This window comes from Microbacterium sp. EG9 (assembly GCF_059759475.1).
The window spans coordinates 275,258-289,490 of sequence record NZ_CM186217.1 but is presented as its reverse complement, the minus strand read 5'-3'; the positions used below and the strand labels follow the sequence as shown (position 1 = coordinate 289,490).

The 14,233-nt window shown below is 71.8% G+C and carries 13 protein-coding genes; 6 read left to right on the top strand and 7 right to left on the bottom strand.

Annotated elements, in window-relative coordinates; all coding sequences use genetic code 11:
- Window positions 1-18: 18 nt before the first annotated feature.
- From AC6CQV_RS01265 to AC6CQV_RS01250, 4 genes are all read left to right on the top strand, one after another.
- Entirely contained in the window at window positions 19-1,809 is a 1,791-nt protein-coding gene (locus AC6CQV_RS01265) for a DUF4012 domain-containing protein (RefSeq protein WP_498260046.1), read from the top strand.
- Window positions 1,810-1,877: 68 nt separating this feature from the next.
- Complete coding sequence (locus AC6CQV_RS01260; RefSeq protein ID WP_498260045.1) at window positions 1,878-2,450, top strand: cell wall protein; 573 nt, start codon at window positions 1,878-1,880, stop codon at window positions 2,448-2,450.
- Window positions 2,451-2,477: 27 nt separating this feature from the next.
- Window positions 2,478-3,491: a glycoside hydrolase family 6 protein gene (locus AC6CQV_RS01255; RefSeq protein ID WP_498260044.1), complete on the top strand. Its 1,014-nt coding sequence runs from the start codon at window positions 2,478-2,480 to the stop codon at window positions 3,489-3,491.
- 88 nt (window positions 3,492-3,579) lie between these two features.
- The gene (locus AC6CQV_RS01250; protein WP_498260043.1) at window positions 3,580-4,725 is read left to right on the top strand and encodes a response regulator transcription factor; all 1,146 of its coding nucleotides are present in this window, start codon (window positions 3,580-3,582) and stop codon (window positions 4,723-4,725) included.
- 24 nt (window positions 4,726-4,749) lie between these two features.
- On the opposite strand, the gene AC6CQV_RS01245 is transcribed toward AC6CQV_RS01250, so the two are convergent.
- The 3 genes from AC6CQV_RS01245 to AC6CQV_RS01235 all read right to left on the bottom strand — a co-directional run bounded on the left by AC6CQV_RS01245 (window position 4,750) and on the right by AC6CQV_RS01235 (window position 7,736).
- Window positions 4,750-6,285, bottom strand: a complete 1,536-nt coding sequence (locus tag AC6CQV_RS01245) for a glycosyltransferase family 2 protein (RefSeq protein WP_060960276.1) — start codon at window positions 6,283-6,285, stop codon at window positions 4,750-4,752.
- Between the two features lie 33 nt (window positions 6,286-6,318).
- Window positions 6,319-7,050, bottom strand: coding sequence for a fructose 1,6-bisphosphatase (locus AC6CQV_RS01240; protein ID WP_498260042.1), 732 nt, complete (start codon window positions 7,048-7,050; stop codon window positions 6,319-6,321).
- A gap of 89 nt (window positions 7,051-7,139) precedes the next feature.
- Complete coding sequence (locus AC6CQV_RS01235) at window positions 7,140-7,736, bottom strand: hypothetical protein (protein WP_223848738.1); 597 nt, start codon at window positions 7,734-7,736, stop codon at window positions 7,140-7,142.
- Window positions 7,737-7,995: 259 nt separating this feature from the next.
- Between AC6CQV_RS01235 and AC6CQV_RS01230 the strand changes: the two genes are divergently transcribed.
- A complete protein-coding gene (locus tag AC6CQV_RS01230) occupies window positions 7,996-8,514 on the top strand; it encodes an LPXTG cell wall anchor domain-containing protein (RefSeq protein ID WP_060960274.1) in 519 nt (172 codons plus the stop codon).
- Between the two features lie 91 nt (window positions 8,515-8,605).
- Here the strand turns inward: AC6CQV_RS01230 and AC6CQV_RS01225 are convergent, their stop codons facing one another.
- The 4 genes from AC6CQV_RS01225 to AC6CQV_RS01210 form a co-directional block, all read right to left on the bottom strand.
- Window positions 8,606-9,457, bottom strand: coding sequence for a universal stress protein (locus AC6CQV_RS01225; RefSeq protein ID WP_498260041.1), 852 nt, complete (start codon window positions 9,455-9,457; stop codon window positions 8,606-8,608).
- 86 nt (window positions 9,458-9,543) lie between these two features.
- Window positions 9,544-10,233 carry an endonuclease/exonuclease/phosphatase family protein gene (locus AC6CQV_RS01220; RefSeq protein WP_498260040.1) on the bottom strand — a complete coding sequence of 230 codons (690 nt, stop codon included), beginning with the start codon at window positions 10,231-10,233 and terminating at the stop codon, window positions 9,544-9,546.
- A 75-nt stretch (window positions 10,234-10,308) separates the two neighbouring features.
- The gene (gene truA / locus AC6CQV_RS01215; RefSeq protein WP_498260704.1) at window positions 10,309-11,145 is read right to left on the bottom strand and encodes a tRNA pseudouridine(38-40) synthase TruA; all 837 of its coding nucleotides are present in this window, start codon (window positions 11,143-11,145) and stop codon (window positions 10,309-10,311) included.
- 36 nt (window positions 11,146-11,181) lie between these two features.
- Entirely contained in the window at window positions 11,182-12,078 is an 897-nt protein-coding gene (locus AC6CQV_RS01210) for a carbohydrate kinase family protein (RefSeq protein WP_498260039.1), read from the bottom strand.
- 175 nt (window positions 12,079-12,253) lie between these two features.
- Here AC6CQV_RS01210 and AC6CQV_RS01205 point away from each other — a divergent pair, with 175 nt between their 5' ends.
- Window positions 12,254-14,218 (top strand): acyltransferase family protein, encoded by a 1,965-nt coding sequence (locus AC6CQV_RS01205; protein WP_498260038.1) that lies wholly within the window; start codon window positions 12,254-12,256, stop codon window positions 14,216-14,218.
- Window positions 14,219-14,233 lie beyond the last annotated feature (15 nt).

Below are 14,233 nucleotides of genomic sequence, written 5' to 3'. Positions count from 1 at the left end.
CCCCTTAGGATCAGTGGCGTGAGCCCACTCCCCCGTCCGGCGCGCACCGCGGGCCGCGCCTTCGCCTGGATTCTGGCCGGCGCCCTGGTGCTCGGCCTCTTCGCCGCCGTGTGGATCGGTGTGCGCGGCGCGATGGCCTACCAGCACCTCACCCGCATACAGACCGGAGCGGACGACAGCACGGCCGCCCTCGCGGACGACCCGGCAGCGGCCGCCCCGACCCTCGCGCGGCTTGCGACGGATGCGGCGGCCGCGCACGAGCTCACGTCCGACCCGATCTGGGCCCTCGCCGCGCACACACCGTGGATCGGCCCGCAGCTCGCGGCGTTCGGCACGGTCGCGGCCGCCTCCGACGAGCTGCTCCGCGAGAGCCTCCTGCCGCTCGCCACCGCCGCGCAGGGCATATCGGTCGACGCGCTGCGCCCTGTCGGCGGGCGCATCGACACGAGCGTGCTCACCGGTATCGCCGCACCGGCGCAGGATGCCGCGACGAAAGCGACCTCGGCGGCGGAGGCGGTTCAGGAGATCGATCGCACGCCCCTGGTCGGCGTGGTCGGCACGGCCGTCGACCGCGCCGACGACCTGTTCACGCGGGTCGCGACCGCCGTGGACACCGTGTCGCGCACCGCGCAGCTGCTGCCCGACATGCTCGGCCAGAACGGTCCCCGCAACTATCTCGTGCTCGTGCAGAACAACGCCGAGTGGCGCTCACTGGGCGGGATCGCCGGCGCGGCCATCGTGGTGCACACCGAAGGCGGCGCGCTGTCCCTGTCGGGCACGCTCTCCTCGCGCGACTTCCCCCGCGGCTACGACGAGCCGGTCGCTCCGCTCTCGGAGGAGGTGGTCGGCATCTTCGACACCAAGCCCGCCCGCTACTTCCAGAACCTCACCCAGATCCCCGACTTCTCGGTGGACGGCCCGATCGCGCGCGCGATGTACCGGCTGAAAACCGGCAGCGACGTCGACGGCGTGCTCGCGGTCGACCCGGTCGTGCTGTCGTACCTGTTGAAGACCACCGGCCCCGTCTCGCTGCCCACCGGCGACACCCTGACCGCCGAGAACGCGGTCCCTCTGCTCCTGAACGAGGTGTACCTGCGCTACACGAACCCGGCTGAACAAGACGCCTTCTTCGCCGGCGCCGCCGGAGCGGTCTTCCAGGCTCTCGCGGACGGGCGCGGCTCGGCATCCGGGCTCATCGAAGCCCTCACGCGCGCGGGTGAGGAACACCGCCTCCTCGCCTGGAGCGCCGATGCCGACGAGCAGAAGCTCATCGACGGCACCGTCGTCGCGGGTCAGCTCCCCGTCACCGACGCCCGCACCGCGCGTTTCGGCGTCTACCTCAACGACGGCACCGGCTCCAAGATGAGCTACTACACCGAGCCCGACGTCTCGCTCGCCTGGGCTTCCTGCCTCCCCGCCGGAACGGTGGCGTCGAGGCAGCTCACGCTCCAACTGACGCTCACCAGTCGCGCACCGGCGGATGCCGCCACCTCCCTTCCGTCCTACGTCACGGGCGGCGGCAACTTCGGCACGCCCGCGGGAACGACGGAGGTCGTCGGCAACCTCTACCTGCCCGAGGGGTTCGAGCTGGTCTCCGCCGAGGCGACCAACGGTGCCGGGTTCGCCGGCGGCATGCACGAGGGGCGGCGCGTTCTGACGTTCGACATCGATCTCGATCCCGGAGCATCGACAGGGCTGACCGTCATCGTCCGCGCGACGACGCCCGTCGCCGATGCCCAGGCGCTCGTGACCCCGACGGCGGATGCCCGTCGCAGCCCCGTCGTCGTGGCGACGTGCGGGGTCGGTTAGACTCCCTGCAACCGCGACAACCGCCGAGCTCCACCGAGGCCGCACCGCAGATCGCAGGGAGAAGCTCCATGACCCGCTCGCACCGCTCCACCGACCGGCTCCGCGTCGCACGCGTCGCGGGGGCGAGCCTGCTGGGCGCCGCGCTGGCGCTGTCCCCGGTCGCCGCCCAGGCGTCGACGATCTACCCGCCGGTCGACTCCTGCACGAGCTCCCCGGCGAGCGTGCCCGCGGGCGGCACGCTGTCGTTCGTCTGCGCGTCCGGCACCTTCGCCGCGAACGAGCCCGTGACGATCACCGTCACCGGCGAGAACGGTCGCGACGTCGCGTTCGGCATCGTGCGCTTCGCGATCAGCACGGGCAGCGTCACGCGCACCTCCGACGCCACCGGCGCCCTGCCCGCCGTGGGCATCACCCTCCCTCAGAACGCGAGCGGGGTCTACAACATCGCGGCGATCTCCCGCAGTTCCGCGGGCGGCACGGCGAGCACCTCCATCACGGGGGCGGACGGGCTGCCGAGCACCGGCGGCGACAGCGGCCAGCTGGTCGGCGTCTGGGTGGGCGGCGGCGCGCTCGTCCTCGCGGGCGCCACCGTGCTGATCGCCCTCGCCGCGCGGCGGCGGCGCGACCGCGACGATCACTGACGGACCGGCACCCGCTACAGTTCAGGAGTGTCCTCCTCCCCCCGCAGGCGCATCTCCCGCCGCGCGATCGTCATCACCGCGATCTCAGCGGGAGCCGTCCTCGTGCTCGGTGCGATCGCCGTCGTCGGGGTCTTCATCACCCAGGGGGTGCACGCGGTGCTCGCACAGCCGCCCGCCGTCGGCACGACCGTCATCGCGCCCGAGCAGTCGAAGGCGCGCGTCGCGCTGGACCACATCGACATGGCGGCCGACGCCGCCGCCGCCACGCAGTATCTCGCCGCCCAGCCGACGGCCTACTGGCTCACGCCCGAGCAGGATCCGATCGGCACGGTCGGCGGCACGGTGCTCAGCCTCATCGCTCAGGGCCGCGACCAGGGCCGTGCGACCGCGATGGTCGTCTACGGGCTGCCCGACCGCGACTGCGGCAACCACTCCGCCGGCGGCCTGTCGCCCGAGGATTACCCGCGCTGGGTGCGCGAGATCGGCAAGGCGCTGAAGACGGCGCCCGACGAACAGAAGATCGTGGTGCTCGAGCCCGACAGCATCGCTCTGACCAGTGAGTGCGGCGACATCCCGACGCGGGCGAAGTACCTCTCCGACGCCGTCGACGCACTGAGCTCGACCGGCACCTGGATCTACATCGACGGCGGCCACAGCGCCTGGCACAGCGCCGACGAGATGGCCGACCTCATCGGCCAGATGGGCATCATCGACCGGGTCCGCGGCGTCGCGACCAACGTGTCGAACTATCAGTCGACCTACGACGAGTTCGCCTACGCCCACGCCCTGTCCGCACGGCTCGGCGGCACGCATGCGGTGATCGACACCTCCCGCAACGGCCTCGCGACCGCGGGGGCCACCTGGTGCAACCCTTCCGGGCAGCGGGTCGGCGACCCCGGCGGCACCTTCGGCGACGACGTCGTCGACACCAACCTGTGGATCAAGCCCCCGGGCGAGAGCGACGGTACCTGCAACGGTGGCCCGGACGCCGGGCGGTGGTGGCCGCAGGCAGCGGAGGAGCTCACGCGCGACGTCCGCTGAGCGGGCCGCGGTCCCGCGGCGCTTCGCCGTGGCTAGACTGTGGCTCACCACCCTGCTCCACACCCCCCTAATGGAGAACCTCGGGCCCATGACCGATCCCTCGTTGCCGATGAAGACCGCCGTGATCATCGAAGATGATCCCGACATCCGCCACCTCATCGTCGAGGTGCTGGAAGCGGCGGGCTTCTCGACCGTCTCGGTCGGCAACGGCATCGACGGCGTGCGCGCCGTGCTCTCCTACCAGCCGCTCGTCACGACGCTGGACGTCAACATGCCCGGCATCGACGGATTCGAGGCGGCGCGACGCATCCGGGCGCAGAGCGACACCTTCATCATCATGATCACGGGCCTGGAAGAGGAAGCCGACGTCGTCGTGGGGCTCGGGTCGGGGGCCGATGACTACATCGTCAAGCCCTTCCGCCCGCGCGAGCTGCGCGCCCGCATCGACTCCCTGCTGCGCCGACCGCGTGCGACGATGACGAACGCCCCGCAGCAGACGGCGCCGCGCCAGGAGGTCGCCGGCCCGTCCTTCCCCGGCGCACGTCCCGGTCAGCGCGTGCCCGACTACGGGATGCCGTCGGCTCCCGCCGCCGGCTACGGCTATCCCGGCCAAGCGGCGCCCGCGGGATGGCCCGGGGTCGCGTCGCCGACCGGCGCTCCCGACGCCCAGCCGGGGCCATGGCCCACCGTCGAGCCGGTCGCCGACCCGCCCTACAGCTTCGACGAGGTCCGCCACACGGGGGCTCCCGCGGCGGCGGGCCAGCCCGCGGCATCCGCGCCGGCGGCACCGCCCACGCCGGCGCAGCCGATCGTCGTCCCCTCCACCGTGGGGCCGCAGGTGCCCGGCACCGAGCTCGCCGCGCCGGGCGGCCCCGGCGCGGTCGTCGCGTTCACGGGACCCGGCTGGGTCGCGCACCGCGATCTCGCCGTCAACCCGGAACAGCGCGTCGCGGCGATCAACGGTCAGGAGCTCGTCCTGACGCGGACGGAGTTCGACCTGCTGGCGACCCTGATGGAGTCCAAGCGTCGGGTGCGCAGCAAGGCGGACCTCACTCTCGTGCTGCGCGGCGAGTCGTACGTGACGAGCTACTTCGTCGGCGAAGCCGACAAGCGCGCCATCGAAGCCCACATGACGAACCTCCGCCGCAAGCTCGGCGACAACCCGGCGAACCCGCGTTACATCGAGACCGTCCGCGGCGTCGGCTACCGGCTCACCTCGGAGCACGCCGCCTGATCCGGCCCGGCGCGGCGCCGGTCGTCAGACCTTGAAGCCCTGGTGCCGGCGGAACAGCTTGAACGACATGAGCACGGTCTGGATGACCGTGACGACACCGACGATCGGCCAGCCCACCCACAGGATGGCGGACTGCGCCACCGGGTCGAGCATGTTCCAAATGACCGCGACGGCGATCGCGACGATCGCGAGCATGATGAACGGCACCCAGTGCCCGATGCTGCCGCCGCCGCGCTCCGCACGCGCCTGCATCGCCCAGTTGTCGACCTTCTTGCGCGAGAGGAACCGCGTCCACGAGCGCAGGAAGTGGCTGATGCGGATCCACATGAACACCTCGGCCGGGACGATGAGCCCGGCGAACATGAGGTCTCGCGAATCGCATGCCTCCATCGTGCGCGCGACGCGCAGGTTCAGCATGGTCGCGATCACGGGCGGGATGAGCCACCACGGCGAGAAGACGAAGGCGTTGATCGACAGCGAGGCGATCAGCAGGGTCAGGAAGGCGACGCGCACGAACAGGTTGGTGAGCATCGAGAAGTTCTCGAACCACCGCAGGCGCAGGTTCGGGTGGAACGGCTGCCCCTTCGTGTCGCCGCGCTGACCGGGCCACATGAGCTCGATCGCGCCGTACGTCCACTTCACCTGCTGGGCGTCGTAGCCCTTCAGCGTCGTCATGCCGCCGACATCCGCGCGGGCGAACGGGCTGATCTTGGTGAGGTAGCCGGCGCTCTTGATCTGCAGCGACAGGAGCGAGTCCTCGACCTCGCTGTCCTTGACCCAGGGCGAGTTCTGGTGGTTCGCCTTCATCACGTCGCGCAGCGCCGTCGTCGAGAAGATCGAGAACTGCCCGCCCAGCACGGCCATGTTGCGCCCGCGCAGGAGGTTCTGGAGGTTGAAGGCGGCGAACTGCGTGCGCTGGCCGGCGATCAGGAACTTGGCGACCAGCCCCTGGATGGGCTTGTCGTCGATCGAGTAGATCGCCGAGATGCCGCCGATACGCGAGTCCGAGACCGCCTCGCTCTCGAGGAACTCGACCGCGCGACGGTCCGCGATCGTGTCGCCGTCGACACCGAGGAGGTAGTCGTAGCCCTCGACGAGCGCATAGCCGTAGTTGAGCGCCCCGACCTTCTTGTCGGGGTTCTTGCCGATGTCGTGCACGAACACCTCGGTGAACTGCTCCCCGAGTTCGGTCGAGATCTCGTGCGGTCCGCTGAACTCCGACGCGATCTTGACGGTGGCGTCGGAGGTGTTGTTGACGACGACGTGGATGACGTCGGGAACGCGACTCTGTCCGAGGAGGGAACGGATCACGTCCGCGATCGACTCCTCCTCGTTGTACGCGGGCACGACGCACCCGATCGTCGAGCGGTGGACCGTCGTGTGCTCGAGGACCGAGGCGAAGTCGTCGAGGTCGGGGATCGCGAGATCGGCCGGATGCGCCGACGCGTCCGGCGCCGGGAACGCGAACGGGTTCGCCGGGGGCGCCGGCGGCGTGGCGAACGGCGCAGCGGTGAACTGCGGTTCGGCTGCCTGCCGTCCGGTGTCAAAGGGCGTGCTCACGATAGATACCTCGTGTCTGCTGTGCTGAACAGACTATTGAGTGGAAGCGGTCGGAGAGAAGATGGCGACCGGCAGAACCTGATAGACGGTCTGCTGCGCGAAGCTCGAGTCGGTGTTGGCGGTGCCTTCCACCCACACCTGGAGCGCGAACTGCAGCGTGATCCCGTAGGTGTCCGCGGGAAGCTGATGGATCGTGGTGGTGGGCACGAGCAGCCCACCCTGGTAGCTGTTGAGCAGCAGACCGCGGTCGGAGCGCAGCGTGTCGGTCGGCACGAGCGTGCGCGGGTCGGCCGAGAACTGGAACGGCGACATCATCTGCTGCTGTCCGATCGTGGACTGCGACACCTGCGAGGTGATGCTGATCATCGACAGGTAGACCCGGCGCTTCTGCGTGAGCACGGCCTTCTCGTCGACGCGGTGGTCGTACACGTTGACGGCGAACCCGAAGGTCTTGTCGTTGTCGGGCGCCCACTCCTGCGTGCGCTTGGGGTCGGCCGCCCACACGTCGAGGCGCACCTCGAGGCCGTCGGCGACGTCGGTGGACAGCGACACCGACCCGTCGTAGGTGAAGGCGGAGTCGAACGGCATCGAGACCGCGGCCGACGCCGACGGGCGCGGTTCGGGCGTGGCGACGACGTTCTGCTGGAGACCGTTGAAGGCGCTCGCGATCTGAGTGCAACCGGTCAGCGAGGTCAGCACGACGAGTCCGGCCGCGACGGTGCCGACGGCGCGGAGCCGGGCGGGGCGGAGGGGGGCGGGAGGCATGATCGACACGTTATCTTCTGGGCGCTCCCCCGCCCGCGGAACTGGGGAAACCTCGACGCGGTCTTTACCCGATCTTGAGGAAGGGGCGGTCAGCCGCCGGTCTGGGCCGCGATGGCGATCGTGAGCGTGTCGCTGGCGGTCTGCTTCGCGAACTCCGTCGACGTGGGCGTGGTCTGCACGAGGAAGTCGTAGTCGAACTGGATCGTCACGTAGGTCGCCTCGGCGGGGACAGCGCCGACGTTGAAGGTGTTCGAGTAGCTGTAGGGCGAGAGCACGAGATAGCCGGGCGACACGGTCGACTGGTCGACCTGCGCGTCCAGCGGCGCGAAGGTCTCCGTCGCGTTCGCGGGGATCGCCGTCATCGACGCGCGCTGGAGGTAGACCTTCTGCCCGTCGTTCGGGGTGATCGTCGTGACCATCGAGAGGCTGATCGGCTTGACGGCCGTGGCGGTCCAGCGGTCCATGCGCAGCGTCGACCAGTAGTTCACGGTGGCCGAGACGGCCCCCGCGGTCAGGGTGCGCTGCGTCGAACCTCCGGACAGGTCGTTCGAGACGGGCGGCGCGACGGGCGCGGCCGAGGTCGCCGGCGGGGCGGCGGGTGTGGTTCCCGTGGCCCACGGCGCGGGTCCGCAGCCCGACAGCGGCAGCGCGACCGCGACGATCCCGAGGGCGGCGAGGCGGAGCATGCGATGACGCGCCGACACTGATGTGCGGGCGGCGCCCCTCCCGGCTCGTCCCATCCGTCAGGTCCCCTTCACGTCGCGAAACATTTACATATCGGAAACCGCGAGAGTTTGCAATCCGACAGACCCCTAGGCAATACTCGGGAGAGCATCAGCTACACCATACCGCTTCATTCTCATCCCCCCCATCTGCAACAAGACCGGATATACGGAACGAGCGGATCATCAGGTACCCCCAGACCGGATTCGAAAGCAGGCTCTCATGAAGCATCGATTCACCAAGGCGGTGGCCTCGGCCGCCGTCGCCGCAGCGCTCGTCTTCGCGGCGCCCGCCATGGCTCAGGCCTACACGCCGGGCGGCACCGTCGACGTCGTCTCGGACGCGCCCTTCACGGTGTCGGGAGACACCTACACGTTCTCGGGATTCGAGGCGGGCGCCACCGTCACGTTCACCCTGACCGGCGAGAACGCGGCCGCGGGCTCCCTCGCGATCGCCAAGTTCGCCGTGTCGTCGACCTCCACGACGAAGACGGCCAGCTCGTCGGGCGTCGCGGCGGTCACCGTCACGCTCCCCGCCGAGGCCAGCGGCAGCTACACCCTGTCGGCCACCGGTGCTCTGACGCCCGCGAGCGCGGGTGGGAGCGGCACGCTGCCGTCCACCGGTGGCGACAGCGAGTCGCTGCTCGGCATCTGGGTCGGTGGCGGGGCACTCGTCCTCGCCGGCGCGACGATCGCCGTGGCCGCCACGGTCCGCCGCGGCCGCCAGGAGACCAGCGCCTGACACGCACCACGCAACGAGAGAGCCTCCCCGGTCACGGCCGGGGAGGCTCTCTCGTTGTCGGGACGCCCGTGGCGCGGCATCCGCAACGCGCTCAGCGCACGACGGCGGTGACGCTCGTGAGCCGCGACAGCACCTCCTGGCTGATCGAGCCGAGCAGGAAGCGGGCGAGCGCACCGCGCCCGTGCGTGCCCACGACGGCGAGGCGCGCGGTCATCGCGCGCGATCCGATGGCCCGCGAGGGATACCCCCGCTCGACCACCCGCTCCACGACGAGGTCGGGGAAGTCGACGGCGAGACCGGCGAGGGCGACCGCCTGCATCTCCTCGGTCGCGGCCTGCATGTTGGCGAGGTACATCTCGGGGTACACCGCGAGTCCGTTGCGCGGGGCCTCCAGCGGCGTCCACACACTCACCGCCGTCAGCGACTCGCCCAGCCGGTCGGCCTCGCGGGCCGCGAAGCGCAGCGCGTGCTCGGAGACGGGCGAGCCGTCGATGCCGACCACGACGCCCGAGCGCCCCACCAGCTCCACGTCGGGGACGACGACGACCGGGCACGCGGCACCGGCGGCGATGCGGATGCCGTGGGCTCCCCGCGCCGGACCCGCGCCCGGCCCGCGGTAATCGCTGCCGATCACGAGAAGCGCCGCCTCCGCGCTGGCGTCGATCAGCCGCGAGACGGGGTCGCCGGCCTCCGCGCGGCAGACCACCGGGATCCCGGCATCCCGCACCGGCTCGGCGAGGCGCTCCAGCAACGTCTCCGTCGCCGCGACGGCCTGCTCGAGCACCGCCGCTTCACCGACGGTGCCGAGCACGCCGCCGACCACCGAGAGGAGCTCGATCCGCTGACTTCCCGGAGGCGCTGCCTGCGCCCGCTGCACTGCCCAGCGCACCGCGCGAACGGCGACGGGCGCACCCGTCACGGCTACAACGATCGAGTCGACCATGATCTCATCCCTCCGTCGGGATCGGCGTAGCAGAACCCTACGCCGGACGGCACGAGACCCGCGCGGGCGCGGGCCGTGACTAACCCTCAGGACGACGCGGTCGGCAACGCGGTCGGCTCGGCCGTGATGAGGATCGGCAGGTGGTCGCTGCGTCCCTGCGGCAGCGTCGTGATCGTGTCGATGTGGAAGCCGACACTCGTCGCGAAGTCGTAGTGTCCGCGGAAGAACTTGTACCGCGTGTAGGTGCGCGCATCGCTCAGGGTCAGCTCGTATCCCGACTCGCGGACGTGCTGGCCCAGGTTCTCCTTGAACACCGGGTAGTTGTAGTCGCCGACCATGAGGATCGGCAGGTCGGGCCCCAGGCTCGTGAGCTCCTCGAGCGCCGCCTGGATCTGCTTGCGCCGCAGCGAGTTCAGCGCGGTCAGGGGTGCGGCGTGGAAGCTCGCGACGATCAGCTCGCGACCGAGATCGATGTCGTGCAGGCGCACCGCCAGCATCCGCTCCTCCGCAGGCTTGAGCACGCGGTCATGGAGCGACTTCTTCAGCGCGAGCGAGCGCACCTCGCGGGCGGCGAAGCTGTTGCGGCGGTAGTAGAGGGCAAGCCCCAGACGGTTGCGCGCCGTCGCCTCGGCGAGGTGGAGATCGCCGATCTCCACCGGAAGGTCGCCCGAGACCGCCTCCTGCAGGCACAGGATGTCGGCGCCCGTCGACTCCACGAGCGCGTCGAGCTCGCCGATCGCCTTGTGCTTGTTGAGGTTGTACGAGATGACCTTCATCCCCCGCCTTCCGTCGCCATCAGCCTAGGCGCGCCTCTTAAGAATCCGCTCCGTCTTGACAACGCGGGCAGGCCGTCAGTCGGCGTCGAGGCGGCGGTGGGCGCGCGTCTGCTCGGCACGGGCCGCGAGCTGATCGTCGGCGGGGTAGCCCACCTCCGTCAGGGTGAGGCCGCGGGCCGCCAGCACCTTCACCTCGCTCGTGCGCACGCCCTCGTCGCGGATCGCGGCGACCTCGGCGACCTCCAGGCGTCCCTCGCCGACGGCGGCGCACGCGCCGACGAGAGCGCGCACCATGCTGTGGCAGAAGGCGTCGGCCCGCACCCGCGCGACCAGGATGCCGCGGTCATCGCGGTGCCATCCGAAGTCGAGCAGCGTGCGGATCGTCGTGGCGCCCTCGCGCCACTTGCAGTAGGCCGCGAAGTCGTGGAGGCCGATGAGGGAGCGGGCCGCGGCATCCATGGCCGCCACGTCGAGAGCGGCCTTGACGGTCGTCGTCCGCACCCTCTCCAGGGGGTCGTATCCGGATTCCCGGTCGGCGATGCGGTACTCGTAGCGACGCCACACGGCGGAGAATCGCGCGTCGAAGCCGTCGGCGGCGCGCGCGGTGCGCCGCAGCGCGACGTCGGGGTACGGCCCCAGCACGCCGTTCACGCGGGCGGCGAGCGCCTCGGCCGTCGCCGCCCGGCTCTTCGCGAGGCGCTCCTGCTGGGCCGGCGTGAGGTCCAGATGCGCCACCTGTCCGGAGGCGTGGACGCCGGCATCCGTCCGCCCCGCGACGACCAGTTGGGGGTCGCCGCCGAGCACGCGCGCGATCGCGGCCTCGAGGGTGCCCTGCACGGTGCGCAGGCCCGGCTGACGCGCCCAGCCGCGGAAGGCGGTGCCGTCATAGGCGAGGTCGAGGCGCAGCCGTATGGGGGCCGTGTCGTCGTCGGTCACCGATCGATCCGCTCAGCCGAGAACCGCGTCGACCTCGGCGCGGACGGGCGGATTGGCTCCGGCACGCGAGACCGTGATGCCGGCGGTGACGGCGGCGCGGCGCAGCGCCGCCCGGAACACGGCGGCGTCCTCGAACAGGGCGGGGTCGTCGAGGGCGCTCGAGACGAGGCTCGCCATGTAGGCGTCCCCCGCGCCGATCGTGTCGGCGACCGTGACCGGGAGTGCGTCGACCGCGGCGACGCCGCCGGGCCCGAGTCCGATGGCGCCGGATCCCCCGCGGGTCATGACGACGATGCGCGGGCCGTGCGCGGCGATCTGGTGCAGGACGGCCTCGGCGTCCAGGCCCGGGTAGAGCCACGCGGCGTCTTCGTCGCTGAGCTTGACGAGGTCCGCGGATGCCGCGGCCTGCGCGAACCGCGCGCGTGCCACCTCGTGACCGCCCACGAGGGCGGGACGGATGTTCGGGTCGAGCGTCACGAGCGACGTCCCGCTGTCGGCGGCGCGGCGCAGCACCTCCAGCACGGCGCTTCCCCCGGGCTCCAGGAACAGCGCGATCGAGCCCGTGTGCACGATGCGGACGTCGTCGGCGGCGAGCGCCGGCACGGCCCAGTCGATGGCGAACTCGTACTCCGCGGAACCGTCGGCGCGCAACCGGGCGCGCGCCGTAGAGGTCGCGGCATCCGTCCACGACGCCTCGTCGACGACCGCTCCCGACGCGGTGATCTGGGCGGCGATCCGCTCGCCGCGCGCATCCCGTCCGAGACGGGTGAGCAGGCGCACGCGGTGCCCCTGACGGGCCACGCCCACCGCGACGTTGGCGGGGCTGCCGCCCACCAGCTCACGGTCGCCGTCCGTCGTCTCCACGATGTCGATCAGGGCCTCGCCGATCACCAGCACATCCGCTTCCATGCCCCCAGTCTGGCAGGACCTCCGCGACCCGCGCGTCACCGGACGGCCGTGCCTCCGCGACGCGTGCCTGGCGTGTCGCCGCGCGCCGGAACGTACACTGGAGAACCTGCGCGAGCCCGCCCCGTCCGGCCCCGCCGCGCCCGCGCTCTCCCCTCCGGAAACAGCCCTCCCCGCCATGACCACACCTTCCGCCCCGCGCTACGCGGGCCTCGACGGCCTGCGCGCCCTCGCCGTGCTGCTCGTGGTCGTCTACCACCTGTTCCCCGCCGGGATGCTGCGCAGCGGGTTCATCGGCGTCGACGTGTTCTTCGTGATCTCCGGCTTCCTGATCACCTCGCTGCTGCTGCGCGAACGGGGATCCACCGGCCGTATCGCGCTGCGCGCCTTCTGGATGCGGCGCGCGCGGCGCCTGCTGCCGGCGCTGGCCGTCGTGGTGGCCACGAGCGCGAGCGTCGCGGGCCTCGTCGGCGGCGACGTGCTGCTCGGACTCGGCCGTCAGGTGATCGGCGCGGTCACGTTCTCGTACAACTGGACGTCGATCTCCGCCGGCGCCTCCTACTTCGGCGCCACACAGCCGGAGCTGCTGCGCAACCTCTGGTCGCTCGCGGTCGAGGAGCAGTTCTACGTGCTGTGGCCGCTGCTGCTGCCGCTGTTCCTGCTGCTGCCGCGCCGGTGGATGCGGACGGCTGTCGCCGCCGTGCTGGCTGCGGCCTCCATCGCCTGGGCCGTGCAGGTCGTCGGCGCCGGCCCGGGGCTCGCGGGCCTGACCCGCGCCTACTACGGCACCGACACCCACGCCTTCGGGCTGCTCATCGGCGTCGCCCTCGCGTTCGCCCTGGCGGGGCGCACGGCCTGGAGCGCCGCGGCTCGCCCGTCGATCGGCGGCGTCGGCCCCGCGTGGACCGCCGTGGTGGGCGCGGTCAGCGTCGGGGGGATCGTGGTCATCGGCACGATCGCCGACGGCGCGACGGCCTACCCGATCGTGCCGTTGGCGGCGAGCGCCCTGACGGCGGTCGCGATCGCCGCGGCGACGCTCACCGGCTCGTGGTTCGGTCCCGCGCTCGACGTCGCGCCGCTGCGGTGGATCGGCGAGCGCTCCTACGGCATCTATCTGTGGCATTGGCCGGTCGTCGTGCTCCTCACCGTCGCGGTGACGGGCACGTTCGTCGAGGAGACCGTGCCCGTCCCCGTGGGGGTCGCGGCCGCCGTGACGACCCTCGTGCTGTCGGCGGCCTCGTACCGGCTGCTCGAACAGCCGATCCGCCGGCTCGGCTTCCGCGGCGCCGCGTCCGCGTTCGGCCGCCGCCTGCGCTCGACGCCCGCGCGGCGCTTCGGCGCCGTCGCGTCGCTCGGCGTGACCGCGCTGGTGGTCGCGGGCACCGCCGCGGCCGTGGCCGCCGTGCCCGCCGTCAGCTCGGGCCAAGCCGTCGTCGAAGCCGGGCAGCGCGCGCTGGATGCGGCATCCGCGTCGCCGACCCCTCCGCCGTCGCCGCCGCCGTCCGGCGATCCCGGCGCGACCACGCCCCGCCCCACGCCGACGGTGGGCCCCGACGGCGAGCCCTTGCCCCCGCCCCCGGTGGCGGTGCCCGGCGATCGCGTCACGGCGGTCGGTGACTCGGTCATGCTGGCGTCCGCCGGCGGACTGCTCGAGGAGCTTCCCGGCATCCAGATCGACGCCGAGGTGTCGCGATCGATGTGGGTCGGCAGCGAGATCGTCGACCGGCTCGCCGCGCAGGGCGCGCTGCGCGACTACGTCGTCGTCGGCCTCGGCACCAACGGGCCCGTCGACGGCGAGGCGCTCCAGGACATCTACGACAAGGTCGGACGGGACCGCACGCTCGTGCTCGTCAACGCGTTCGCCCCGCGCGACTGGATCGACGGCGTCAACCGCGACCTCGCGGCGTTCGCGGCCACCCACCCGGGGGTGATCGTCGCCGACTGGTCACAGGCCATCGCGCCGCGCACCGATCTGCTGGCGGGCGACGACATCCACCCGGGCGAGGCGGGCGGGCGCGTCTACGCCGACACCGTCACGACCGCGGTGTATGCCGTGGCCAACCAGCGCGCGCAGGTGCGCTACCAGGTGCAGCTGATCCGCTGGGCCACCACGCGCGCGCTCGCCCCCACCGCGACGCCCTGAGCGAGCCCTGAGCGA

Excerpts from the sequence above, each read along its gene's own strand:
- AC6CQV_RS01260 (WP_498260045.1), top strand. The coding sequence starts at position 1,878 with ATGACCCGCTCGCACCGCTCCACCGACCGGCTCCGCGTCGCACGCGTC.
- AC6CQV_RS01250 (WP_498260043.1), top strand. The coding sequence starts at position 3,580 with ATGACCGATCCCTCGTTGCCGATGAAGACCGCCGTGATCATCGAAGAT.
- AC6CQV_RS01240 (WP_498260042.1), bottom strand. The coding sequence starts at position 7,050 with ATGCCTCCCGCCCCCCTCCGCCCCGCCCGGCTCCGCGCCGTCGGCACC.
- AC6CQV_RS01235 (WP_223848738.1), bottom strand. The coding sequence starts at position 7,736 with ATGCTCCGCCTCGCCGCCCTCGGGATCGTCGCGGTCGCGCTGCCGCTG.
- AC6CQV_RS01230 (WP_060960274.1), top strand. The coding sequence starts at position 7,996 with ATGAAGCATCGATTCACCAAGGCGGTGGCCTCGGCCGCCGTCGCCGCA.
- AC6CQV_RS01225 (WP_498260041.1), bottom strand. The coding sequence starts at position 9,457 with ATGGTCGACTCGATCGTTGTAGCCGTGACGGGTGCGCCCGTCGCCGTT.
- AC6CQV_RS01220 (WP_498260040.1), bottom strand. The coding sequence starts at position 10,233 with ATGAAGGTCATCTCGTACAACCTCAACAAGCACAAGGCGATCGGCGAG.
- AC6CQV_RS01210 (WP_498260039.1), bottom strand. The coding sequence starts at position 12,078 with ATGGAAGCGGATGTGCTGGTGATCGGCGAGGCCCTGATCGACATCGTG.
- AC6CQV_RS01205 (WP_498260038.1), top strand. The coding sequence starts at position 12,254 with ATGACCACACCTTCCGCCCCGCGCTACGCGGGCCTCGACGGCCTGCGC.